The following is a 23,650-nucleotide window of genomic DNA, read 5'->3' on the forward strand; positions in this document are numbered from 1 at the left end:
GTCCATGATCGGGATTTCCCGATGATTGGACGCAGATGCGAAGATCGGCGTTAGTTCTCCCCCTTCTCCTCGCCCTCATCACTCCTTTGACCGCCGTCGCTCCGGCCGCAGCGGCGAGCACGCGCGGCATCTCCTGGGCGCCCTGCCCCGAGGACCCCACGGCCGAGTGCGGCACGCTGACCGTGCCCGTCGACTGGAACAAGCCCCGCGGGGAGACGATCGAGCTGGCGGTCGCCCGGCGCCAGGCCACCGATCCCACCGCCAGGATGGGCGCTCTGGTGATCAACCCGGGCGGGCCGACGGCTCGGGCGATCCTCACGCCGCAGGCCGAGCAGGTGATCAACGATCCCACCCAGGTCTTCTGCCAGGACTACCTGCTGCCGATCCGCGACTACCGCGACTACGCGCAGCACCTGCGCAGGGCGGCCGCGATCGCGCCGGACATGCTGATCAGCCCGCTGGCCCACTCGATCACGGCGGCGTGCCTCGGCACCCCCGCCCCGATCGCGAACCCGCAGCACCACCTGCGCGTGGCGGGCACGCCCACGCTGCTGCTGGGCAACGCCCTGCACGACCCGGCCACGCCCTACTCGTGGGCGGTCGGCACGGCGCGGCAGATCGGGCGTGAGGCCAGGCTGCTCACCTACGAGGGCGGGGGGCACGGGATCTACGGTCGCGGCGAGTGCCCGACGGCCGCGTTCGACGCGTACCTGACGTCCTTGGCGGTGCCCGCCAAGGACACGAAGTGCCCGGCCATCCCGCCGGCCGAGCTGAGCACGCTGCGCACCCCGCAGGCACAACCGCTCCCGGGCCCGATCCCCGGCCTTCCCGGCTGGACCTCGGCACTCCGATGAGCCACCGACCCACCCGGCCGGGCTTTGCGGCCGGGCGGGTCACGGCAGGGCCCAGGCCGGGTGAGGCGGCCCAGGCCGGGTGGGTCACGGCACGCACGGCTACGCCGGCGACGCTCGGGGAAGGCGCTCAGCGAGGGGTCTTGACCGCCAGGAGTGCCCGGTAGGCGGGCTTGGCGGCCAGGTTCTCGTCGAGCAGGCAGGCGGAGCCCTCCCCCTCGAACCAGCCGGGCACCCACGAGTGGCGGTCGGTGAAGCCCCAGACGGTCAGCTCGCGGCAGGCCTCCACGCTGAGGCAGTCGGTGAGCGCGCGGCGGTAGTAGTCGGCCTGGGTGGCGAGCTTCTCCTCGGTCACCGGGAGCACCATGCGCACGTCTAGCTCCGTGATCGCGACCTCCAGGCCCAGGTCGGCGAAGCGGCGCATGACGTTCGCCCAGTCGCCCGGGTAGTCGTACTGGATGCCGAGGTGCCCCTGGAAGCCGATGCCGTGGATCGGCACGCCGCGTGCCTGGAGGTCCTTGACGATGGAGAGCGTGGTCTCGATCTTGGGCGCGTTCCACTCCAGGTTGTAGTCGTTGATGAAGAGCTTGGCGTGCGGGTCGGCGCGGTGCGCCCAGCGGAAGGCGTCGGCGATGTAGCCGGGGCCGAGGTGGGTGAGCCAGAGGCTCTGCCGCATCGTGCCGTCCTCCTCCACCACCTCGTTGACCACGTCCCAGGCCCTGATCTTGCCCTTGTAGCGGCGCACCTGGGTGGTGATGTGGTCGCGCAGGATGTCCCTGAGCTCGCGGTCGTCGATCGTGCCGTCGGCGACGCCGGTGGTCAGCCAGGCGGGCAACTGGTTGTGCCAGACCAGGGTGTGGCCGCGTACGCGCTGCCGGTTGCGTTGCGCGTTCTCGACCAGGGTGTCGGCGTCGCTCCAGGTGTACTCGCCGCGCTCCGGTTCGACGGACTCCCACTTCATCGCGTTCTCGGCGGTGAGGTGGGTGAACTCGCGGTTGAGCACCTTGCGGTAGTCGGCCTCGCCGCGCAGGGCGGCGATGTCGACGGCGGTGCCGATCCTGATGCCCTGCTGGTGCGCCAGCTCCCGCAGGTCACGGGGGGTGCGCGGGTGGGCGTAGGCGGGGAGTGGGGCGGCGAGGACGAGCGCCAGGGCGATGATGAGGGGCTTCACCGGTGACCTCCGATGCCGACACGCCTCCGAAAGTTTCGAGGCGATTGCGATAATTTCACGGGTCGCCGGAAACGTAAGCGCTGCCGACCTTCCGGTCAACCCAGTTACTTTCCGCAACGATTCTCACACGGTTCGTATGCATTCTCGATGGACCGGGAATGCCACACAGGACTCACGATTGACGGGGGTGACCGTGGCCGAGCGTCTCAACCGGATGGGCCTGGCCGGTGAGCTGATCGCCGAGTTCGTCGGGACGATGGTGCTCATCCTGTTCGGCGCGGGGGTGGTGGCGCAGGTGATCGCGGCCGGGCTGGGCGACCACGACAGCATCGCGTGGGCGTGGGGCATCGGCGTGGCGCTCGGCATCTACGTCGCGGGGCGGACCACGGGCGCGCACCTCAATCCGGCGGTCACGCTGGGGTTCGCCGCCTTCCGGGGCTTCGCCTGGCACAAGGTGGTGCCGTACACGCTGGCGCAGACCGCCGGGGCCTTCGTCGCGGCGCTCCTGGTGCGCTGGAACTACACCGAGGTGCTGGCGATGGCCGACCCCGGGCACACGCTCAAGACCCAGATCGTCTTCTCCACCCTGCCCGGCAACGGCACGCTGCCGGTGGGCCTGTGGGGCGGGCTGCGCGACCAGATCCTCGGCACCGCCATCCTGCTCTTCGTCATCTTCGCGCTGTCCGACACGCGCAACATGGCGCCGAGCGCCAACCTGGGGCCGGTCGTCATCGGCCTGCTCATCGTCGGCATCGGCATGGCCTTCGGCGCCGTCGCCGGATACGCGATCAACCCGGCGCGCGACTTCGGGCCGCGCCTGGCGAGCTTCCTCACCGGCTACGGCGGCGCCTGGCGGGATCAGCACGGCGACCTGTACTTCTGGGTGCCCGTCGTGGGCCCGCTGGTCGGCGGGCTCCTCGGGGCGGGCCTGTACCAGGCGTGCATCGCCCGGTTCCTGCCGCCCGGCGAGGACCGCGACTCCGTGAAACCGTCGGACGCCTGAACCGGCGGCCTGGGAGCGAGCTCAGCCGACGGTGAAGCCCCTTCGCGGCCTCGCCCTCGCTGAGGCCGCGAATCGACAGGCTACTGCCCGCTATGTCCAGGAAGTCCTCTCGCTGATCGGCGTCGCCTGGCCGGGTGGTCACTGGCGAAAGATGAAGTAGCCCATGAAGTCACTCTGCAGGTACCGCAGATAACTCGGAGCCAGCGACTTGCCCGTGTTGTCCGCGGTGACGACCGTGAAGATCACGAAGTTACTGGAGGCCGCCGAACCGAACTTGCCGTAGGCGTATTTGCTGTGCGTCTGGTCCTGTCGCCACTTCACAGCGTCGGAGGAGAGGCGCGCCAGCTGCGTGGCCGTCGCCTTGGCCGCCTTGGTGGTCGGGAAGGCCATGAGGACCTGGACGGCCTTGATGTGCCCGCTCTTGGCGGAGTAGGCGATCTCGGCGGCGCGCTCGCAGTCGTTCTTGGCCAGCACGCCCTTGCCGTCCACCGAGTCGCAGTTGTCGTACGTCCAGCCGCCCACCTTTTTGGCCTGCAACGCCACATCCCCGAGCTTGAAGTTCCAGTCGTCGAACTCCGTGTCCGAGAGCGGCGATCCGGGCTCGCGGGTCGTCGAGGTCGGCTCGGGTTCGGTGGGGGTGGGGCTCGGCTCGGGCTCGCCGGTGGTAGGCGGGGTCGACGGCGTTTCGGACGTCTCCGGGAGGGTTGTGGTGGTGGGCATGGTGACGGTGGTCGAGGGCTCGGGGGCTCGGAAGTAGACGAACGCGCCGACCGCGCCACCGCCCAGGAGCAACACGGCCAGGCCGACGACCAAGCCGATGACCAGGGCGTTGTTGCCGTTGCTCGAGGGTGGTTGGGAGCCGTACTGCACCGGAGGGAGGTGCTGGGTCCCCGGCCCGTACTGACCGGGACTCTGGCCGTACGGACCTTGCCCGTACGGACCTTGCCCATACTGACCGGGACCTGGGCCGGGCTGACCTTGTCCGTACTGGCCGGGACCCTGCCCGTACTGGCCGGGGGGCTGTCCCTGTTGCCCTTGACCGTACGGACCGGGACCCTGCGCGAGCGGCGGGCCGTAGCCCTGTTGCGGGGAGCCCTGTTGCGGGGAGCCCTGTTGCGGGGAGCCCTGTTGCGGGGAGCCCTGTTGCGGGGAGCCCTGTTGCGGGGAGCCCTGTCCAGGTGGTGGGCCGTAGCCGGGGACCTGACCAGGTGGCGGCCCGTACGGGCCCTGGCCGGCGGGAGGGCCGTAACCGGGCTGCGTAGCGCCCTGGCCGGGTGGCGGGCCGTATCCCTGCGTCGCCCCCTGATCCGGTGCGCCCCACGGATCTTGCGGTTGAGGCTGAGGTTGCGGAGGCTGCGGAGGATGTGCCATATCACCATTGTGGTGTAGTTGATTACCTTCTGTCCCAACTACCCCAAGAAATCGGTTGGTGACGAATCGGCAAACTCCATGGTCGTCAGGTCAGCAGGCCGAGCCGGCGGGCCGCCGCGGCCGCCTGGGTGCGGGTGGAGACCTCCAGCTTGGCCAGGATGTTGGAGACGTGCACGCTCACCGTCTTCTGCGCGATGAACAGCCGCCGCGCGATCTCCCGGTTGGTCAGACCCTCCGCGACCAACCCCAGCACCTCCACCTCGCGAGCGGTCAACCCGCCCTCGCCCCCGCCGTCGCCCCCGAACCGCGCCCGCCGCCCGAACTCCAGCAGCGCCCTCTCCAGCGGAACGGCCCGCAGTTGCTCCGCCGCCTTCCTGGCCAGCTCCCACTCCGCCTGCGCCGCCTCCCGGTCGCCGGCCGCCAGCAGCGCCTCGGCCAGCCGCCACCGGGCGCGCGCGGTCTCGTAGACGAACCCGTAGTCGAAGGCGGTCACGACCTTGCGCCACAGCTCCACGTCGAGCCGCCCGTGCACCCGGTGCCACTCCGCCTCCACCCGCGCCGCCCAGGCGAGCCCCTCGGGCCCGAGGCTCCCGCGCTGGCCGACGGGCCCGGAGTCGACGGCGAAGCGGGCCCGGGACCGCAGCTCGTCGGCGCCCTCGGTGGTGCCGAGCTCGGCCAGCGCCCACAGGCCGACGGCGGCCAGCCGCACGGCGCCCGACTCGCCCGCGACCAGCGGCGCCATGGCCGCCAGCACGTGGTCGAGCGCGGCGGCCGGATCGCCGTGCCACAGGGCGTGCTCGGCCGCCAGGCCCCGGGACATGTAGACGGCCAGCTCGTCGGACCAGAACGGCCGCAACCAGCTCAGCCGGCTCTCCACCGCGGGCAGGTCGCGCCCCACCTCGACGAACAGCGCGAACGACGACAGGATCGCCTCCGGCAGCGTGCCCACCCGCACCGGGAAGCCGCCCGCGACCGCCTCGGCCTGGTCCCACTCGCCGGTGGCGTAATGGATCAGGAAGCGCAGGAAGCGCAGGTCGGTCCCGAAGGTGCTCCACTTGAGCCCGGTGTCGAGCGCCAGCCGGATGCCGTCGTCGGCCACCTCGGCGGCATAGGCCATCAGGCCGTGCTCGTAGTGGATGCGGGCGTGGTGGAAGCGGGCGCGCAGGTCCATCGCCAGATTGCCGGTGTGCCCGGCGGAAGCGGTCTCGACCAGCTTGCGGGCCCTGGCCGCGTCGCCCTGGAGCTCGACATAGGTGGCCAGCGTGAGCAGCGCGCCCACCTCGGCGTCCTTGACCCCGGCCGCGCGGGCGGTCTCCAGCGCGCGGGTGGTGAGGGCCTCCACCTCCTGGTGCCGGGGGCCCCACAGCAGCGTGCGGGCGTAGGTCGCCAGCGCCCGGGACAACGCGGCCTGGTCCTCGGCCGCCTCGACGGCCCGCTCGGCCGCCTCGACCGCGCCCTCGGGGTCGTCGGTCTCGAAGAGGTAGTAGGCCAGGCGCTCGTTGACCTCGGACGTCGGCGGCAGGGCCCGGAGCATCACGACCGCCCGGTGGTTGTCGCCGCTGTCGGCCGCCGTGACCGCGCTGCGGAAGGCCAGCTCCACCCGGCTCTCCCCGGCCAACTCGGCCGCGCCCTCGACCCGGTCCCACAGGGCGAGCACCTGGTCGTAGTGGCTGTGCGCCTCGGCGGGCGCGCCCAGCCGCTCGGCCAGCCGCCCCGCCTCGGCGGAGGCCGCCAGCGCGCCCGCCAGGTCGTGGCCCGCGAGGTGGTGGTGCGCCAGCTCGGCCGGGACGGTGAGCAGCCGGGCGAAGTCGGCGTGCAGCCGCGTGCGCTCGCCGGGCAGCAGATCGGTGTAGATCGCCTCCTGCAGCAGGGCGTGCCGGAAGGCGTAGCCGTAGCCGTCGACCCGCAGCAGCCCGCGCGAGACGATCTCCCTGACCGCCTGCTCGAACTCGGCCAGCGGCAGCCCCGACACCTCCCGCAGCAGCTCGTCCTCCACCCGCCGCCCCGCCACGGCGGCGGCGCGCAGCACCCGCTGCCCCGGCTCGGACAGCACCTCGACCCTGGTCATCAGCAGGCTGGCCAGCCCGTCGGGCAGGCTGTCGCCCTCCGTCATGGCCGCGAAGAGCTCCTCCGCGTAGAACGGGTTGCCGTCGGCGCGGGACACGATGAGGCCGAGCTCCTGGGCGTTGACCTTGCCCAGGCTGGCCACATAGTCGGACATCTCACCGGACTCCAGCGGCCGCAGCTCCACGCTCGTCACCGTGGGCAGCCGCTTCAGCTCGGCCAGCACCGAGCGCAGCGGGTGGCGCCGGTGGATGTCGTCGGTGCGATAGGTGCCGACCACGCAGACCTGCTCGGCCTGCACCATGCGGCTGAGGAAGACCAGCAGGTCGCGGGTGGACCGGTCGGCCCAGTGCAGGTCCTCGATCACGAACAGCACCGGCTGCACGTCCGCCAGCAACCCCAGCAGCGAGCCGAACAGCCGCTGCTGGGTCAGGCCGGCCGCGGGCGCGCTCTCCATGCCGGGCAGGAGCTGGCCCAGCAGCGGGCGGGTGGCGGCGGCCGCGCTCACGGCCGGCTCGGCGCCGCGCAGCGCGTCGGCCAGCGGCAGGTAGGGCAGCGCGTCGCCGAGCTCGGCGCACTGGCCGACCAGCACGTGGAAGCCGCGCTCGCGCGCCTGTGCGAGCAGCTCGGTGACCAACCGGGTCTTGCCGATCCCCGCGTCCCCGCCGACGAGCGCCACTCCGGCGGTCCCCGTGGCGGCGGATTCGAGCACCCGCACGAGCCTGGCCAGCTCAGCGGAGCGTCCGACGAGAAGACCGTTCACGCCAGAAACTATGCCACGCCCCACTGACACTCTATTGGCCCAGGATTCGGACCCGATATTGGCCTTCGTTGACATACCAAAGACACTCTACGCTGCCGTTTCGTGATACCTCCAACGACTTTTGCCCTGTTCGTGACCGCGTCACTCGCCCTGGTCCTCATCCCGGGCCCCAACCACCTCTACATCGTCGCCAGAGGGCTCGCCCAGGGCCGGGCGGCGGGCCTGGCGAGCGCACTCGGCGTCGAGGTCGGCACGCTCGCGCACATCACGGCCGCCGCCGCGGGCCTCTCGTACGTGATCTCGCGATCCGCGACGCTGTTCGCGGTGGTCAAGTGGGCAGGCGTGGCCTACCTCGTGTACCTGGGCCTGCGCGCCCTCACCGGCAAGCGGGAGCGGGGCGGCGCGCCGGCCCCGCAGCCACTGGCCAAGGTGTTCCTCGAAGGCGTGCTGGTCAACATGCTCAACCCCAAGGTGGCACTGTTCTTCCTGGCGTTCCTGCCGCAGTTCGTGGACCCGGCCGCGGGTTCGCCGGCGCTGCAGGTGGTGCTGTTCGGCCTGACCCTGCTGCTCCTGGGCCTGGTCTCGGACATCGTGTACGCCTGCGCCGCCGGCACCCTCGGCCACCGCCTCACCACCCGGGCCGGGGACCTCCGATACGTCAGCGGCGTCGTGTACCTCGGCATGGGCCTGGCAGCGGCCTTCACCGGCCGGAAATGAACCCAGGGCGTCACTGGGCCTCGGCCAGCGCGGCCGGGATGCGGTCCAGCACCGGGTGCGGCACCAGCCCGTACGCGTAGAAGTCCACCGCCAGCGCCCCCGCCGCCTTGGCCCCCCGCGCCTTGGCCACCAGCCGGTCGGTGGAGTCGCTGTCGGGATGGCCGGGCCGCAGCACCGCGCGCACCTCGCGGTCCTTGCCCACCGACCGCAGGTAGGCGCCCACGTCGTCGGCCACCCGGGCGGCGTCCCTGGCGTAGGCCAGCACGCCGAAGGCCGGGACGAGATCGCCCAGCGCCACCAGGTCCACCCCGAGCTGCCAGGCGTCGTGCGCGGCCAGCCCGGGCGTGGGCAGCCCGTGCTGGTAGCCCTTGACCGCGCCGGTCGAGTCCACGAACACCAGCTTGGACCCCTCCTCGGCCACCGCTGAGGACACCTCGGACACCAGCGTGGTCACGGTCTCGGACCTGGCGCGGGCGTAGGCCACGACCTCGGGCCCGGCATAGGCGGTCAGCGCGGCCCTGGTCACCTCGCCCTGCGCGGGCGGGTCGCCGTCGAACACCCCGCCCACGATCCTGGCGCACTCCTCCCGCGCCGCCTCGGCGTTCACCCCCAGGTCGGTGGCCCGGCGCAGGCAGTAGTCGCAGAAGCAGAGCCCGAGCAGGTAGGCGTCCATCGGCCCGAGCGGCACGAATGAGCGTTGCGGTTTGAGCTGCCTGAAGTGCAGCGCCTCGGCCACCACGCTGTCCACCCCCAGCCTGGCCACCGACCGGGCCAGCGCGACGGCGTATTCGCGGGCGTCGGGGTGGGCGGGGCAGAGGGCGGTGAGCGAGCCGCGGTCGCCGAAGCAGTCGCGTACGGTCACGTCCGGATGTTCCGTGCCGAGCGTGGTGTTTCGCAGGAAGACCGTCCATCCGTGGAGCTTCAGCGACCGCTTCGCACAGGCTTCGCGAAGCCCGTCGAAGGCGTTCAGGAAACCCGGCACGGGAGACAGCCGGAGCCCTGCGAACAGGTCGGGCGGCGCGGGGAAGTGCGCCCCGTCGTGCCGGAGCGTGAGCTTGGACAGCCCGTGCGGGGTGACGTCGTAGGAGCTGTGGTGCACGGCGCCGACGGTGATGCCCGTGACGCCGTAACCGGTGATCCTGTCGAGCACCCGTTCGACGCCCTCGCCGCGCAGGTCCTCGACGAAGACGTACACCGAACTGTCCACAACCAGCCCCTAAGCGCTCTTGTACGCGACGCAGTCGATCTCCACCAGCATGTCCAGCAGCTCGGACCCCACGGTCGTGCGCACGGGGTAGGGCCGGCTGAAATACGACTCGTACACCTCGTTGTACGCGGCGAAGTCGCGCTTGAGATGCTGCAGGTGGACCGTGGCCTTGACCACGTCGTCGAAGCCGAGGCCGTGGGCGGCCAGGATGGCGCCGAGGTTGCGCATGACCTGGTGCGTCTGGGCGGCCACATCGTCGCCGACCACCTCGCCGGAGTGCGGGTCGAGCGGGCACACACCGGAGGTGTAGACGAAGTCGCCGACGACGAGACCCTGCGAGTACGCGCCCATCGGGGGAGCCCCTTCGGCGCTCTTCAGCTCCTTCTTCACCGTATCTCCCTAAAAATTCGTGCTTATCGTGCCAACGACACGGTAGTCCGGGTCCACCAGGGGCAGCACGCGCCACTTGTCGAACGCGGTGCACGGATGGGAGATGCCGAAGGCCAGCAGCTCACCGGGCACGAGCCCGTCGGCGCGCACGTAGGCGTGCTGGTCCTGCATTCTGAGCACGGTCACGCCGTCCCGCCGCGGGATGGGCAGCCCGTCGTCGTAGGGCGCGTCCCGCTTGCCCATGCCCACGATCGCCAGCCCCGGCTCGGGCGTGGACAGGACGTGCGCCCACACCTCCAGCGCCGGCCGCAGCTCCCCCTCGATGCGGTTGAACGGGGTGTGCTCCCGGTAGAAGCCGTCGTCGTGGGTGACGTAGGCGCCACTGCGCAGCAGGATCCTGGCCTGGGTGGCGACGAGCTCGCGCCCGATCACGTCGAACCACTCGCTGCCGCCCACGCTCAGAATGGGGTCGCGGACGCGGACGTATTCGAGGGCCTCCTGCAACGAGCCCAGATATTTCCGGACTTCCTGGGCGGTCGCCAGACCGCCCTCGTATCCGGCCACCCCGGCCAGCTCGACCCCGGACACCCGCTGCGTGTAGGCGGCCACCCGGACCAGCTCGTCCACCGTCCGGCAGCCGGCCCGCCCGCCCTCGCGCCCCAGCTCCACCAGCACCCGGAACGGCCGGGACCCGGCGGCCCTGGCGAGGATGTCCACCCCGGCCTGGGAGTCGACGAAGCTCAGGAACTCGAACGCGGGATCCCGCGCCAGCTCGCCGGCCGCCCACGCGAGCCCCGCCGGATCGACGACCTGGTTGGCCACCATGAGCCGGTCGGCCCCGAACCCCCGCGCCACCTGGGCCTGCCGGGGCGTCGCGACGGTGAGCCCCCACGCGCCCGCCGCGAGCTGGCGCGCGGCGATCTCGGCCGACATGTGCGTCTTGACGTGCGGGGCCAGCTCCATCCCGTGGCCGCGGGCGAAGGCGGCCATCGTCGCGACGTTGTGCTCCAACGCGTCCCGATGCACCACCATGAGAGGGAAGCCGAGCCCCCCGCCGAAGACCGACTGCCCGAGGATCGCCTGCACAACACTCTCTTTCATCCGGGTCCGACCCTATCCCAACGCGCCCGGGGTCAAGATCGAAGCGCCCGCCCCGGGGTGGCCCCGGTGAGCTCTCCCCCGGCCAGCACCGGCACCCCCGACACGATCACGTCCTCGACACCGACCGCGAGCGTGCGCGGCTCCGCGTACGTCGCCCGGTCGGCCACCACATCCGGGTCGAGCACCACCACGTCCGCCGCGAACCCGCCCCGCACCAGCCCCCGGTCCACCAGCCCGAACCGGCGGGCCGGATGCGAGGCCAGGTGCACCACGGCCTGCTCCCAGGTCCAGTCGCCCAGCTCCCTGACGTGCCGGCCGAGGAACCTGGCGAACGCGCCGAACCCCCTCGGGTGCGGGTGACCGCCCACGTAGATGCCGTCGGAGCCGCCGGTGTGGGAGGGGTGGCGCAGCATCGTACGTACGGACTGCTCGCCCTCGGGGCCCTCGTCGGGGCGGGCGGAGACGACCCCGGCCGTCAGCCGCGTCTCCGTCAGGAGGCGGCGGCAGAACTCGGCGGGCACCACCCCGGCCCGCTCGGCCGCCGCCACCATGGTCAGGCCCTCGGCCCACTCCAGGCCGGGCGCGTGCGAGACGGTCAGGCGCTGCCAAGTGCCGTCGAGCGTCGGCCACCACTCGTCCAGCTCCGGCGAGGCGATCATCTCCAGCGCACGGTCGGGCTCGGCGCCCGGCACCGACGGCGGCAGCACCACCATCGCCAGGATCGTGTTGCCCCGCAGGTAGGGGTAGGTGTCGAAGGTGAGGTCCACCCCCTCGCCGAGCGCCCGCGCCACCAGCGGCGCCAGCACCGAGGCGGGGCCGTGCAGGTGCGAGACGTGTACGGCGGTGCCGGACCGCTCGGCGATCTCCATCACCTCCGCCATCCCCGTCTCCGCCCGGACGCCGTAGGCGCGCATGTGGGTGACATACGGAAGCCCGCCGAGCGGCCGGCACAGCGCGGCCAGCTCCTCGGCGGAGGCGTAGCGGCCGGGGAGGTATTCCAGTCCGCTCGACAGCCCCGACGCCCCCTCCGACAGGCCCCGCTCGACCCGCCGCACCATCGCCGCCAGCTCGTCACCCGCGGCCGGGTCGGGTGAGGGCCCCATGACGTCGTAGCGGATGGTGCCGTGCGGGAGCAGGTAGACGGTGTTGAGCGGCACCGCCCGGTCGTAACCCCCGAGCAGCTCCGCCACGGTGAGCGACCCGTCAACCGGCGCCCCCGCCGACGGCCCGTGGCCGGCGCCGCCCGGCGATGGTCTCTTACCGCCGTCCGGTCCGTTACCGGCGCCGGCCGAAGTGGGGGTGCCGGGCGGTGGGCCGTTGACGGCGGCGAAGTAGCGGGCGGCGTAGGCGACGGTCGCGGCGGACCCCGGCGCGTAGGACAGGCCATCCTGTCCCAGCACGAACGTGGTCACTCCCTGCCGGAGCGCCGCCTGCTGCACGACCGGGTCGAAGACCGCCGAATCACCATGGACGTGACAGTCCACGAACCCGGGCGCGACGAACCGCCCCGTCGCGTCGATCACGGTCCCCGCCTGCGCACCGTCCAGCCTGCCGACCGCCGCGATCCGGTCACCGCCGATCGCCACGTCCGCCCGGTACGGAGGGGCGCCCGTGCCGTCGAGCACCCGGCCACCCCTGATGACTACGTCGAACCTCACCCCAAGATTCAATCAGAGCGGCCATAGGGCAGCCTGCCGCAGCTGATCGACTTGTCCACGGGCCGCGTGGCCAGCAGGTCGCGGGCCTGGGAGCGGGCCAGGTTCCAGCCGTTCCAGGGGTCGGGCCGGTCCAGGCCGTTGGCCTTCACCAGGTCGGCGAGCACGCAACTGCGCTGCGGCTCCGGCAGCCTGTCCAGCGCCGGGACCGCCTCCGCGCCGAGGTCGCCGAGGTAGTCGGAGTCCATCTTGGTGACCCCGCGCACCTCCACCTGTGTGTTCGCGACCCGCAGGTCCGGGTTCACGATCGCGAACGCGGCCAGCCCGAGCCCGGTGACCAGCACGATCGTGCGGGGCAGCCAGCCCGAGCCGCGACCGGCGAGCCGGACCGCGCCCGCGAGCAGCACCAGCGCGAACACCGCGCCCAGCCACCAGACCGTCGCCTGCACCGACAGCCGCAGCCTGGACAGGCCGTAGGCGTCGGTGTAGAGGTTCATCCGGTGCAGGGCGGAGGCCAGCACCACCATGGTCAGCCCGCACAGCACGCCGAGCAGTCCGGCCAGCAGCCAGCGCTCGCGCCGCTCCACCTTGAGCAGCCCGCCGGCGACCGCCACGATCCCCAGCACGAACACGCTGACCACCACGAGCTGGAAGAACCCCTGCCTGGCGTATTCGGCGTAGGTCAGCCCGGCCGTCTTCAGCACCCACGTGTTGCCCCCGAACAGCGCCGTGATCTGCACCGCCACGAACGACGCGAACAGCAGGTTCACCGCCGTCAGCGGCACGATCCAGATGCTCCTGCTGATGCCGATCTTGGCCGCCGGGCCCACCGGATCGACCACCGGCCGGAGCGCGACCAGCACCACGGCCGTCAGCAACAAGGCGACCAACGCGAACAGGAAGATCCGCAGCGGCAGCGACTCCGCCCAGTCCGGCGCGGTGGTCACCCGCTGCAGGTAGGAGGCGAACACCGCGTCCGCGGAGGCGAACAGCAGCCCGAACACCAGCAGCAGCACCGCCGTGATGCCCAGCGCGGCCAGCATCGGCAGGAAACGCCGCCGGGACGTCAGCCCCCTGAGCGGCTTGGCCAGGAACCACGGCACCGGCCCCAGCGCGAGCAGCACGGACACGCCACCCCTGATCACGCCCAGCCAGCCCGCCCCGGCCCCGGAGACCGCCAGCGCGCCCAGCCCGGCCCCCGCCATGAGCAGGATCGCGACCAGCCAGTCGGCATCGCGCACCGCCGCCATGGACACCAGCACGTACGCCGTCAGGCCGAAGGCCACCGTCCACGGCGTCATCCGCCGCAGCACCGCGGGCAGCGCCGCCGCGCCCAGCACCATGGCGACCAGCACGAGCCCCAGCCCGACCTGCGCGTCGGGGAGCGCCACGGCGGCGAACACGCCGGCCCCGGCCGCCGCGGGCAGCAGCCAGCGGGGCGGCTCGGGCACCTCCGGCCTGGGGAAGAGCGGCGGCGGCACGTACGGCGGCGGCCCAGCCTGCCCCCGGTACGGCCCCGCCTGCCCCCGGTGCGGCCCCGCCTGCGCCTGGTGGGCCGTGGCCTGCGCCTGGTGGGCCGTGGCCGCCGCCCGGCCGGAACCAGCCCCCATCGCCGCTCCGACCGCGCCCAGGCCGGCGACGCACAGGACGAAGGCGGACAGGGCGATCATGCCGCTGCCGAAGGCCACGCTGACGAGCATGGCAGCGAGCACCCCGACGAGGAAGCCGATCAGCACCCCGATGACCCCACCGGCCAGCATCCTGGCGAGCCCGCCGGCCACGGGCGGCGGCCCTCCGTACCCGGGCGGCATCCCGGGTGCGGTCTGGGGCGGCATCCCGGCCACGACCACGGGCCACGTCCCGGGTGCGGTCCCAGGCGGCGTCCCAGGTGTGCCCCCGTGCGGCGTCCCGGGTGCGGCCCCGGAATCAGCCGGCGCGGCCGGTGTCACCACGCTCCCGGCGCCTTCACCGCCCCCGGCCACCTCAGTCACAGTGCCTCCACCGGCCCCGGCGGCCTCAGACACAGCGGCTCCACCGATCCCGGCCTCACTCACAACGACTCCACCGACCCCGGCTACCTCAGACGCAGCGGCTCCACCGGCCTCGGCCGCGTCGGTGCCGGAGCCTGCCGTGCCGGTCTCGGACCCCGGCCCGAGCCCGGCGGCCCCCCGGTCGTCCCCCGCGCTCGCCGCTGCCGGGCCGCCCTGCGCCAGGACGCCATGCGCCGGAACCCGGTCCGCCCTGACTCCGTGCGCCGGAACCCGGTCCGCCGTGACCCCCTCCGCGAGGACCCCGTGCACCGGGACCCCTTCGGCCGGGGCTGCCTGCGGCGGACCGGCGTTCTCCGGAACCGGCAGCGAAGGCCCGTGCCCCGCGCGCTCGTCGTCCCCTGGCATCCGCCCGCTCTCGAGCGGTACGTCCGACATCGTCGTCCTTCCTGGTAGATCCACGACCATGTGGCATCCGACGCGGTCGTCGATGCGCACCGAGCCCCCGTGCAGTTCCACGATCTCCTTCACGATGGCCAGTCCCAGCCCCGCGCCCCCGGAGTCGGCCGCCCGCCCGGCGTCCAGCCGGGAGAAGCGCTCGAACACCCGTCCCCTGGCCGACTCCGGGATCCCCGGCCCCTGGTCGGCGACCGCCATCCGCACCCCGGGGCCCTCCGCCGCGCCGGTGACGGTCACCACGCCCTCCGGGGGGCTGTGCCGTACCGCGTTGTCGAGGAGGTTCGCCAGGACCTGCGCGAGCAGGTCGGGGTCGGCGCGTACCACCAGGTCGGCGGGGACCGACGGGCGGATCGTGACGTCCTCGCGGGCCAGCCCCGCCTCCCGCACCGCCTGCTCGATCAGCGGCGCCAGCTCGATCGCCTCCAGCTCGATCAGCCGCGTGCCGGAATCCAGCCGCGACAGGTCGAGCAACTGCGTCACGAGGCGGCCGAGCCGCTCGGTCTGGGCGAGCGCGGTACGCATGGTGCCGGGGTCGGGCGCGGAGACGCCGTCCACGACGTTCTCCAGGACGGCGCGCAGGCCGGTGATGGGGGTGCGGAGCTCGTGGCTGACGTTCGCGATCAGCTCGCGCCGCTGCCGGTCCACCTCTCCGAGGTCGGCCGCCATCGCGTTGAACGCCCTGGCCAGCTCCCCCACCTCGTCCCTGGAGGTGGCGCTGACGCGCAAGGTGTAGCGGCCCTTGGCGATCGTCTGGGCGGCACTCGCCATCTGGCGCAGCGGCTTGGTCATCCCCATGGCCAGCACCTGGACCATGATCAACGCCAGCACCACCGCGACCGCGATGCGTACCTCGCGGGAGAGACCGGAGGTGAGGCCGACCTCGTTCACCGCGAACGCCGTGCCGACGGCCAGCACGATCACGATGCCGAGCTTGACCTTGATCCGGCCGAGGAAGTCGAGCGGCCTCATCGCCGCACCAGGGCGTAGCCGACGCCGTGCACGGTGCGTACCACGCCGGAGCCCAGCTTGCGGCGCAGCGCCCGGACGTGGCTGTCCACGGTCCTGGTCGCGGCCGCCTCGGAGAAGCCCCACACGTCGGACAGCAACCGGTCGCGCTCGAAGACCTGACCGGGCCGCTCGGCCAGGCGCCGCAGCAGGTCGAACTCCGTCCTGGTGAGCTGCGCCTCGACCCCGCTCACGAACACCCTGCGGGCCGCCGTGTCGATCTCCACCTCACCCACCCTGATCACCGTGTCCTCGGCCGCCAGTTGCGCGGCCCGTTCGACCCTGCGTAACAACGCGTGGATCCTGCCCACCAGCTCGCGCATGCTGAACGGCTTGGCCAGGTAGTCATCGGCCCCGACGCCGAGCCCGACGAGCACGTCGGTCTCCTCGCCGAGCGCGGTCAGCATGAGGACCGGCACCGGCCTGGCCGCCTGCATGCGGCGGCACACCTCCAAGCCGTCCAGCCCGGGCAGCAGCCGGTCGAGGATCACCAGGTCGGGTTCCGCCCTACCGTACTGGACGAGGGCGTCCTGCCCGTCTCCCGCGACCCTGACGTCGAACCCCTCGGCGGCCAGCCTGTTCCGCACGGCCAGGGCGATCGTCACGTCGTCCTCGACCACGAGGATGCGTCGTTGCTCTGCCACGTACGAAAGCCTAGAAGCGCCCCGTGCAGACGACACTCCTAAATCTGTGCATATACGGTGCAGACTTGGCGGGTGAACACCGCCGCATACCTCCGCCGTCTCGGCCTGACACACCTGCTCAACGAACCCATCAGCGCCGAGAGCCTGCGCGCGCTCCACTCGGCCCACGTCGAGAAAGTCCCCTACGAGGCGCTGGAGATCTGGCTGGGCCGCCCCACCACCGTCGATCCCGCCGAGTCGGCCGGGCGCATCGTCCGCGGCCGCGGCGGCTACTGCTTCCACCTCAACGGCGCGTTGTCCGAGCTGCTCAGGGCGCTCGGCCACGACGTCACCCGGCACGTGGGCGGCATCCAGAACCGCGGCGGGGAGCCCGGCGTCAGCGCCAACCACCTGGTCCTCACCGTCCGCGGCCTGCCCTCGGAGGCCAACCCGGGCGGCGAGTGGCTGGTGGACGCCGGTCTCGGCGACGGCCCGCACGAGCCGCTCCCGCTGGTCGCGGGCACCTACCGGCAGGGCCCGTTCCAGTACGCGCTGCGCCCCTCGGAGGTCGCGCCCGGCGGCTGGCGGTTCGACCATGACCCGAGCGGCTCGTTCGAGGGCATGGACTTCGACCCCGCCCCCACCCACATGTCAGCATTTATCGATATGCATCGCCAGCTGACCACCTCGCCGTCGTCCGGCTTCGTCCGGGTGGCCACGATCCACCGGCGCGACGCGTCCGGCGTGGACAGCCTGCGCGGGCTCAACCTGTCGCGCGTCGGCACCGGCGTGCACACGCTCACCCTGGACACCGCGCGCGACTACTACGCGGCACTGGCGGACGTGTTCCTGCTGCCGCTGGACGATGTCAGCACCGAGGAGAAGGACAAGCTGTGGCGCAGGCTGTACGAGGCCCACGAGACCTGGCTTTCCGGCCGCCCGGCACCCACCGGATGACGGCACCAAGCATGATGGCCCCGCGCCGGGGCGGGCGCTATCGTGCCTTTTGACATGGTTGAGACCAGAAAGCTCGGCGGGCGTTACCGGCTGCTCAACCCCCTGGGCCCGGGCTCCGTACGCCTGGCCTTCGACGAGTCGGAGCACCGCGACGTCGCGGTCAGGCGGTTGCGGGTCCCCGCCGAGTTGCACGACGCCGCGCTGGACGAGGCGCGCCGGGCCACCGGGCTGCGGCACCCCCTGATCGCGCAAGTGCTCGACGTGGTGGTCGAGGACGGGGCACCCTGGCTGGTCATGGAGTTCGTCTCGGGAGTGTCGCTGGAGCAGACCGTACGCTCGCGGCATCCGCTGCCGGTCGCGCAGGCGGCCAGGGTGGGCGTCTGCCTGCTGTCCGCGCTCACGGCCGCGCACGAGGCCGGGATCGTGCACGGGCGGGTCGATCCGGGAAACGTGCTGCTCACCCCGACGGGCCGGGCGGTGCTCACCGGGTTCGGGTCGCCCGGCCTGAGCATGCTGCCCTCGGCCGACCTGTGGTCGCTGGCCGCCACCCTGCACTTCGCGGTCGAGGGCCGCCCGCCGGGCCAGGTGCCCGCCCCGGGCGCGGACCTGCTCAGGTCGCTGATCAGGGCGATTCTGCGCCCGCCGGGGCCGCCGCCGATCGAGGTGGTGCGCGAGACGCTCGACCTCCTCGCCCTGGACCGGCCGCTGGACGCGGTCGTCGCGGCGGGACCGCTGCCGCCCGCCCAGGTGGCGGCGATCGGCCTGGCCGTGCTCGACCGGCTGCTGGCGGGCGGCGAGTTTCACGGCGGCGTCCAGCCGGGCAACGTCCTGCTCTCCGCCGGCGGCCGCGCCACCCTGGCACCGCCGCTCCGGTCCGGCACCCTTCCCGCCTTCACCGCGCCGGAGGGCGCCCCGACCCCGGCCGCCGACCTGTGGTCCCTGGGCGCCACCCTCTTCACGGCCGTCGAGGGCTCACCCCCAGCCCCGGGGGCGCCCATGAGCAGAGCAGGCGCCCTGGCCCCGGCCCTGCGCCGGCTGCTGTCCGGCGACCCCGCCAAACGCCCCGCCCCCGACGAGCTCCGCCGCGACCTCCAGACGATCATCGAGGCGCCCGCCTGACCTCGGCCTGGAAGTCCTCATCCGCGTTTGGCGGGACGCACAACAATTGAGATACATCGCGAATGGAACCACAACGGTGCCGTCATACGTTGGACAGGCGACGCACAATGTGGGAGAGGCGGGGCGCGGGCTCCGCGTTCGGAGGAAGTTGAGGATGTCGCCCGTCCAGAAATACGCCATCGGCGCAGGCGCCGCGGTTCTGCTCTCGCTGATCTTCTTCGGGCCCGGAATGATCACGCTGCTGGTGGTCCTCGGTGTGGTCGCCGCCCCTGTGATCGGTTATCTGATGCTCGACCCGTCGCAGCGCGAGCGGCTCAAGAGAGCCCGCAGGCGCGGCATCGGCAGCTGAGCCCCGGCGGCGGGGGCCCAGATGTCCGACACGGTCTCAGGCCTCCGCCGCGGCCAGCGCGCCCTGCACGCGCTGGGTCACCCTGCGCTCGACGAAGAACGACAGGAACGGCACCGTGCCACCGAGCATGACGCCCAGCATGTACGGCCAGCCCCAGCGCGCCTTCATGCCCAGATTCATCACGGTGATCAGATAGATCATGTAGAGCCCGCCGTGAATGGGCGCGACGATCTTCGACAGTGACGCCTCGCCGAAGCCGTACCGCAGCACCATGGCGGCGCAGAGCACCAGCAGCATGACGCCGACCACGTATGCGAGCGCCCGGAAGGGCTTCAGAGCCGATTCCACGTCAACCTTCCAGAACCATCTCGGGGGACTTGCCACGGTCTCGATCACTTCGTACGGCATCGCGGACGAAGTGGAACCACATAAAAACGGCGAATCCCGCAAAAATCCACCAATTGGCAGCGTACGCGAGATTACGCCAGGTCAGTGTGCCGCCCACCTCCGGGGCCCGCACCTTGACCTGGGCCAGCGCGCCGGACGGCGGCTGGGCCACGACGAAGCCGGTGCGCACCTTCTGCCCGCTCCACAGGTTGACCAGCTCGCCCGTGGACACCGTCTGCACCTGACCGGCGGGCAGGCTGCCGGCCCGCCCCTGCACGCTGTCGGTGCCCTCCTGCGGCCGCAGCCGCCCGGCCACCGTGACCCGGCCCCGCGGCACGGCCGCCACCGCCGGGTCGTCGGCCCTGGCCGTCCAGCCCCGCAGCACCGGCACCAGCGTGCCGTCGTCGAGCCTGATCGGGGTGAGCACCCAGAAGCCGTGGTCGCGCGAGACCCGGCCGCCCGGGGCGTCGACGTCGGCCCGCCGGTCGACCACCAGGAGCTGGCGGCCGGCGTCATAGACGCCCTCGGCCACGACCTGGCGCCCCACCGCCTCGCCCTTGAGCTGCGAGCCCGTGAGGGCGAGCGTGGCGACCGCGACAGGCCCGGGATCCGCGGAAACGTGAGACTTTCCCGAATCTTGGAAGACACCGAGCTGCCAGCGCCCGAGCAGGATGAAGGCGATCAGGACCCCGATCGTCAGCAGGTGCAGCCCCAGAAGACGGGGCGAGATCAGGGTCCTGAGCATGGTTCAAAGCTATCCGCCGGGCAGGCCGGTCCCCTAATCAGGCCGCCCCGAGGGCGAGCCGCGTTTCGGCGGCCGTCGCAGGGGTCGGCAGAGCTCAAGCCGCACGGTGCGCCGCCTTCCCCGGGGCCGCCGCGAAGGGCGGCGAAGCTTGCTGCTACAGATCCCGCCAAACGACGCAAAAGGCCCAAGCGCTCACGCTAGGCTACTCACCATGGCTGACCAGCATATCGACCCGTCGGGCTCCACCCAGGCCTTCCGCGCCTTCGCGAACGCGCGGGAGCAGGAAGCCGCGGCCAAGCCCAAGAAGTCTCCGCTGATTCCCATCATCGCGGTCGTCGTCGTGATCGCGATCATCGGCGTGGCCGCATTCCTCCTGCTCCAGTAGCCACCAGCCGGACGATCCCCGCCGCGGAGGTCGTGGCGGGACCTCGTCATGGCCATGTGACCCCGCCACCCTGGACCCGGCCGGAAAGCACTCATTACATTGGATACGGCGTCCAATAACTGCCGGGGAGGTCCAGTGGGCGAACCAGGGTTGGTGATCATCGGCGCGGGGTTCGGTGGGATCGGCATGGCGATCAAGCTCAAGGCAGCCGGATACCACGACTTCGTCATCCTGGAGAAGGCCGACGACCTGGGCGGCACCTGGCGCGACAACACCTATCCCGGCTGCGCGTGCGACATCCCCTCGCACATGTACTCCTACTCGTTCGAGCTGAACCCCGACTGGTCACGGATGTTCGCCCCGCAACAAGAGATCTGGGACTACCTGCGCGCATGCGCCGACAAATACGCCGTCACCCCCCACATCCGGTATGGCAAGCGGGTCACCGCCCTCGACTACGACGACGCCAGGCGGGGCTGGTCGGTCACCACGGATGACGGGACCACACTGCGCACGAACGCCGTCGTCTCGGCCGTCGGCGCCCTCCATATCCCGAAATATCCGGAAATTGCGGGGCGTACCGCATTCCGCGGCCCCGCCTTCCACTCCGCCGAGTGGGACCACTCGGTCGACCTGACCGGCAAGCGCGTCGCCGTCATCGGCACCGGCGCCTCAGCCGTCCAGTTCGTCCCACGGATCGCCCCCAGCGCCGGCCACCTGACCGTCTTCCAGCGCACACCCCCGTGGATCCATCCCAAGGTGGACCCCGCCCTCTCCCCCGGCCTGCACCGGATCCTGCGCCTGCCCGGCCTGGCCAGGACCGTACGCGACGGCCTCTACTGGCTCCTGGAGACCAGGGGCCTGGGCTTCGCGGCCGACCCCCGCCTGATGAAGCCGCAGCGCAAGCTCGCGCTCGACCATCTGCGGGCGCAGGTCCCCGACCCGGACCTGCGCCGCCGGCTCACCCCCGACTACCTGATCGGCTGCAAGCGCATCCTCTACTCCAGCGACTACTACCCGACCCTGACCAGGGAGAATGTCGAGCTGGTCACCGACGGCACCGCCGAGATCAGGGAGCACTCGATCGTGGACGCGGCGGGCGCCGAGCACCCGGCCGACGTGATCGTCTACGGCACCGGCTTCAAGGTCGTGGACGCGCTCACCGACCAGCACATCGTCGGCCGGGACGGCCTGAAGATCCAGGACGCCTGGCGGGACGGCGTGCGGGCCTACTACGGGATCGCCACCACCGGCTTCCCGAACCTGTTCTTCCTGCTCGGCCCCAACACCGGCCTCGGGCACAACTCGGTCGTGTTCATGATCGAGTCGCAGGTCCGCTACATCGTCAACTGCCTGCGCCTGCTGTCCAGAACCGGGGCCAGGGCCCTGGACGTCAAGCCGGGCGCGCAGCGCGCGTTCAACCGGCGCCTGCGCCGCCGGCTCGACCCCCTGGTGTGGAACGCGGGCTGCAGCTCCTGGTACCTGGACGAGCACGGCGTGAACCGGACGATCTGGCCGGGCTTCACCTTCGAGTACTGGGCGCGTACGAGGAAGGTGCAGCCCGGCGCCTACGAGCTCATCTTCTAGGCGACACCACCATCGCGCTCCCGCCGCCGCGCCTGACCGGCTCGGCCACCGCCTGGACCCGGTCCCTGCCGAGGAACTCCAGCGCCGTGGCCGCGCCGATCTCCGAGGTCTCGGCGAAGCCGTGCCCCAGGGCCTCCAACTCGGTCCGGTACCTCGTCAGGAACGCCGGCTCGGCCTGCGTCTGCGCGGTGTTGCGCTGGGAGGCGCGCGGCGCGGCGAGGGCGTCCGGCAGGCTCATGCCGAAGTCGTAGCGGTTGACCAGGATCTGCAGCACGGTCGTGATGATGGTCGCGCCGCCCGGCGAACCGGCCGCGAGCACCGGCCTGCCGTGGTCGAACACCAGCGTCGGCGCCATCGACGAGCGCGGCCGCTTGCCGGGGCCGGGCAGGTTCGGGTCGCCGGGCGCCGGGCCGAACGTGAAGTCCGTCAGCTCGTTGTTGAGCAGCACGCCGCGCCCCGGCACCACGATGCCGTTGCCGCCGGTGGACTCGATGGTCAGGTTGTAGGCGATCACGTTGCCCCAGCGGTCGGCGACGACCATGTGAGTGGTCTCCGGGCCCTCCGTCGCGACCGGAGTGGCGCTGCCCGTGGGCTGGGGGCAGCGCTCGTAGGAGCCGTCCGGGCTGCCCGGCGCGGCCGGGTGGGCCATCGCCCGGTCACCGATCTGGCAGGCCCGCTCCTTGGCGAAGCCGTCGGACAGGAGCTGCTTGAGCGGCACGCCGGGGATGTCGCCGACGTACGCGCCGCGGTCGGCGAAGGCCAGCCTGGACGCCTCCAGGTATTCGTGCAGACCGACGCGGGGCAGGTTCTCCAGGATGTTGAGCGCCTCCCCGACGGTCGAGCCGCCGGAGGACGGGGGCGCCATGCCGTACACGTCCAAGCCCTTGTAGGAGACCTTGGTGGGCTCGCGTGTCAGGGCGCGGTAGTCGCGCAGGTCGGACATCTCCATGAGGCCGGGGCGGACGTTGCGGGTGCTGCCGGGGGTGACCGGCGGCCGCTTGACGGTGGCCACGATCTCCTTGCCGAGCCGCCCGTCATAGAGCCAGCTCGGGCCGCGTTTGCCCAGCTCGCGGTAGGTGTCGGCGAGCTCGGGGTTCCTGAACACCGAGCCGACGGGGGGCGGCGCGCCGTTGGGCAGGTAGAGCTTGGCCGTGGTGGAGATGTCCGCGAAGCGGGCGGCGTTGGCGGCGGTCTGGTCGTGAAAGGTCTGGTCCACGACGAAGCCCTTGGAGGCCACCTCGATCGCGGGCTTGAGCGCCTCCTTGAGGGAGGTCGTGCCGAACCTCCGCAGGGCCAGGTCCCAGTTCGCGACCGTGCCGGGCACGCCGGCCGACAGGCCGCTGGTGACGCCCTCCTCGAACGGGATGCCCTCGAACGTGGTGGAGGTCATGGCCCGCGGGGCGGTCTCCCGGCCGTCGATCGTGAAGACCTTACGCTGCCTGGCGTCGTAGTAGACCATGAAGCCGCCGCCGGCCAGGCCCGCGGAGTACGGCTCCGTCACGCCGAGCACGGCACCCGCGGCGACCGCGGCGTCCACGGCGTTGCCGCCCTTCCTGAGCACGGAGATGGCGGCCTTGCTGGCATCGAGGTCGACGGTGGCGACGGCGCCGCCGTACCCCTCGGCGACCGGTACTTTTTCCTGGTGCTCCGCCAGCGCGGGCGGGGCCGACACGAGTGTGACGAGGACTGCTGTTGCGGGAACGATCACTCGGCGCATGGTCTCCACGATGGACCACGTACGCCCGTCGCGGTA

At 72.0% G+C, this 23,650-nt stretch carries 21 protein-coding genes; 9 read left to right on the forward strand and 12 right to left on the reverse strand.

Translation table 11 applies throughout. From position 1 onward, the window contains the following. Positions 1-86: 86 nt before the first annotated feature. Complete coding sequence (locus tag ABGB18_RS20295; protein WP_347697105.1) at positions 87-854, forward strand: alpha/beta hydrolase; 768 nt, start codon at positions 87-89, stop codon at positions 852-854. 127 nt (positions 855-981) lie between these two features. Here ABGB18_RS20295 and ABGB18_RS20300 read toward each other — a convergent pair whose 3' ends face one another. Next, positions 982-2,022, reverse strand: a complete 1,041-nt coding sequence (locus ABGB18_RS20300) for an endo-1,4-beta-xylanase (protein WP_347697106.1) — start codon at positions 2,020-2,022, stop codon at positions 982-984. A gap of 187 nt (positions 2,023-2,209) precedes the next feature. On the opposite strand from ABGB18_RS20300, the gene ABGB18_RS20305 reads away from it, so the two are divergent. Then, on the forward strand, positions 2,210-3,025 hold the full coding sequence (locus ABGB18_RS20305) for an MIP/aquaporin family protein (RefSeq protein ID WP_347697259.1): 816 nt from the start codon (positions 2,210-2,212) through the stop codon (positions 3,023-3,025). 138 nt (positions 3,026-3,163) lie between these two features. Here the strand turns inward: ABGB18_RS20305 and ABGB18_RS20310 are convergent, their stop codons facing one another. Further along, complete coding sequence (locus tag ABGB18_RS20310; protein WP_347697107.1) at positions 3,164-3,895, reverse strand: hypothetical protein; 732 nt, start codon at positions 3,893-3,895, stop codon at positions 3,164-3,166. A gap of 9 nt (positions 3,896-3,904) precedes the next feature. Here ABGB18_RS20310 and ABGB18_RS20315 point away from each other — a divergent pair, with 9 nt between their 5' ends. Further along, the gene (locus ABGB18_RS20315) at positions 3,905-4,414 is read left to right on the forward strand and encodes a pentapeptide repeat-containing protein (RefSeq protein WP_347697108.1); all 510 of its coding nucleotides are present in this window, start codon (positions 3,905-3,907) and stop codon (positions 4,412-4,414) included. Positions 4,415-4,481: 67 nt separating this feature from the next. Here ABGB18_RS20315 and ABGB18_RS20320 read toward each other — a convergent pair whose 3' ends face one another. Beyond that, the gene (locus tag ABGB18_RS20320) at positions 4,482-7,223 is read right to left on the reverse strand and encodes an AAA family ATPase (protein WP_347697109.1); all 2,742 of its coding nucleotides are present in this window, start codon (positions 7,221-7,223) and stop codon (positions 4,482-4,484) included. A gap of 102 nt (positions 7,224-7,325) precedes the next feature. On the opposite strand from ABGB18_RS20320, the gene ABGB18_RS20325 reads away from it, so the two are divergent. Beyond that, positions 7,326-7,940 (forward strand): LysE family translocator, encoded by a 615-nt coding sequence (locus ABGB18_RS20325; protein ID WP_347697110.1) that lies wholly within the window; start codon positions 7,326-7,328, stop codon positions 7,938-7,940. Between the two features lie 10 nt (positions 7,941-7,950). On the opposite strand, the gene ABGB18_RS20330 is transcribed toward ABGB18_RS20325, so the two are convergent. The 6 genes from ABGB18_RS20330 to ABGB18_RS20355 are packed head-to-tail and all read right to left on the reverse strand — an operon-like array spanning position 7,951 to position 16,389. Then, positions 7,951-9,147: a hypothetical protein gene (locus ABGB18_RS20330; protein WP_347697111.1), complete on the reverse strand. Its 1,197-nt coding sequence runs from the start codon at positions 9,145-9,147 to the stop codon at positions 7,951-7,953. Positions 9,148-9,156: 9 nt separating this feature from the next. Then, complete coding sequence (locus ABGB18_RS20335) at positions 9,157-9,537, reverse strand: Rid family detoxifying hydrolase (protein WP_347697112.1); 381 nt, start codon at positions 9,535-9,537, stop codon at positions 9,157-9,159. 9 nt (positions 9,538-9,546) lie between these two features. Further along, the gene (locus ABGB18_RS20340) at positions 9,547-10,638 is read right to left on the reverse strand and encodes an alanine racemase (protein ID WP_347697113.1); all 1,092 of its coding nucleotides are present in this window, start codon (positions 10,636-10,638) and stop codon (positions 9,547-9,549) included. A gap of 32 nt (positions 10,639-10,670) precedes the next feature. Next, the gene (locus ABGB18_RS20345; protein ID WP_347697114.1) at positions 10,671-12,296 is read right to left on the reverse strand and encodes an amidohydrolase family protein; all 1,626 of its coding nucleotides are present in this window, start codon (positions 12,294-12,296) and stop codon (positions 10,671-10,673) included. 8 nt (positions 12,297-12,304) lie between these two features. Beyond that, positions 12,305-15,709, reverse strand: coding sequence for a DUF4153 domain-containing protein (locus ABGB18_RS20350; RefSeq protein WP_347697115.1), 3,405 nt, complete (start codon positions 15,707-15,709; stop codon positions 12,305-12,307). Continuing rightward, positions 15,706-16,389 carry a response regulator transcription factor gene (locus ABGB18_RS20355; RefSeq protein ID WP_347697116.1) on the reverse strand — a complete coding sequence of 228 codons (684 nt, stop codon included), beginning with the start codon at positions 16,387-16,389 and terminating at the stop codon, positions 15,706-15,708. The genes ABGB18_RS20350 and ABGB18_RS20355 overlap by 4 nt, the downstream gene beginning before the upstream one ends. A 72-nt stretch (positions 16,390-16,461) precedes the next feature. Here ABGB18_RS20355 and ABGB18_RS20360 point away from each other — a divergent pair, with 72 nt between their 5' ends. From ABGB18_RS20360 to ABGB18_RS20370, 3 genes are all read left to right on the forward strand, one after another. Continuing rightward, on the forward strand, positions 16,462-17,325 hold the full coding sequence (locus ABGB18_RS20360; protein ID WP_347697117.1) for an arylamine N-acetyltransferase: 864 nt from the start codon (positions 16,462-16,464) through the stop codon (positions 17,323-17,325). A 54-nt stretch (positions 17,326-17,379) separates the two neighbouring features. After that, on the forward strand, positions 17,380-18,444 hold the full coding sequence (locus ABGB18_RS20365) for a protein kinase (protein ID WP_347697118.1): 1,065 nt from the start codon (positions 17,380-17,382) through the stop codon (positions 18,442-18,444). A 154-nt stretch (positions 18,445-18,598) separates the two neighbouring features. After that, positions 18,599-18,793 carry a hypothetical protein gene (locus ABGB18_RS20370; protein ID WP_347697119.1) on the forward strand — a complete coding sequence of 65 codons (195 nt, stop codon included), beginning with the start codon at positions 18,599-18,601 and terminating at the stop codon, positions 18,791-18,793. Between the two features lie 36 nt (positions 18,794-18,829). On the opposite strand, the gene ABGB18_RS20375 is transcribed toward ABGB18_RS20370, so the two are convergent. Further along, positions 18,830-19,141, reverse strand: a complete 312-nt coding sequence (locus ABGB18_RS20375) for a DUF3817 domain-containing protein (RefSeq protein WP_347697120.1) — start codon at positions 19,139-19,141, stop codon at positions 18,830-18,832. 1 nt (position 19,142) lies between these two features. Then, entirely contained in the window at positions 19,143-19,925 is a 783-nt protein-coding gene (locus ABGB18_RS20380; protein WP_347697121.1) for an SURF1 family protein, read from the reverse strand. 211 nt (positions 19,926-20,136) lie between these two features. Here ABGB18_RS20380 and ABGB18_RS20385 point away from each other — a divergent pair, with 211 nt between their 5' ends. Together ABGB18_RS20385 and ABGB18_RS20390 are read left to right on the forward strand one after the other, a co-directional pair. Beyond that, positions 20,137-20,310 carry a hypothetical protein gene (locus ABGB18_RS20385; RefSeq protein ID WP_347697122.1) on the forward strand — a complete coding sequence of 58 codons (174 nt, stop codon included), beginning with the start codon at positions 20,137-20,139 and terminating at the stop codon, positions 20,308-20,310. Between the two features lie 135 nt (positions 20,311-20,445). Continuing rightward, a complete protein-coding gene (locus ABGB18_RS20390; RefSeq protein WP_347697123.1) occupies positions 20,446-21,897 on the forward strand; it encodes an NAD(P)/FAD-dependent oxidoreductase in 1,452 nt (483 codons plus the stop codon). On the opposite strand, the gene ABGB18_RS20395 is transcribed toward ABGB18_RS20390, so the two are convergent. Next, complete coding sequence (locus ABGB18_RS20395; RefSeq protein ID WP_347697124.1) at positions 21,887-23,614, reverse strand: gamma-glutamyltransferase family protein; 1,728 nt, start codon at positions 23,612-23,614, stop codon at positions 21,887-21,889. The two genes, ABGB18_RS20390 and ABGB18_RS20395, sit on opposite strands and share 11 nt — an antisense overlap. Between the last annotated feature and the right edge of the window lie 36 nt (positions 23,615-23,650).

The organism is Nonomuraea sp. B12E4, from assembly GCF_039871825.1.
Classification (GTDB): domain Bacteria; phylum Actinomycetota; class Actinomycetes; order Streptosporangiales; family Streptosporangiaceae; genus Nonomuraea.

Excerpts from the sequence above, each read along its gene's own strand:
- ABGB18_RS20395 (WP_347697124.1), bottom strand. The coding sequence starts at position 23,614 with ATGCGCCGAGTGATCGTTCCCGCAACAGCAGTCCTCGTCACACTCGTG.
- ABGB18_RS20365 (WP_347697118.1), top strand. The coding sequence starts at position 17,380 with ATGGTTGAGACCAGAAAGCTCGGCGGGCGTTACCGGCTGCTCAACCCC.
- ABGB18_RS20350 (WP_347697115.1), bottom strand. The coding sequence starts at position 15,709 with ATGAGGCCGCTCGACTTCCTCGGCCGGATCAAGGTCAAGCTCGGCATC.
- ABGB18_RS20380 (WP_347697121.1), bottom strand. The coding sequence starts at position 19,925 with ATGCTCAGGACCCTGATCTCGCCCCGTCTTCTGGGGCTGCACCTGCTG.
- ABGB18_RS20385 (WP_347697122.1), top strand. The coding sequence starts at position 20,137 with ATGGCTGACCAGCATATCGACCCGTCGGGCTCCACCCAGGCCTTCCGC.
- ABGB18_RS20370 (WP_347697119.1), top strand. The coding sequence starts at position 18,599 with ATGTCGCCCGTCCAGAAATACGCCATCGGCGCAGGCGCCGCGGTTCTG.
- ABGB18_RS20340 (WP_347697113.1), bottom strand. The coding sequence starts at position 10,638 with ATGAAAGAGAGTGTTGTGCAGGCGATCCTCGGGCAGTCGGTCTTCGGC.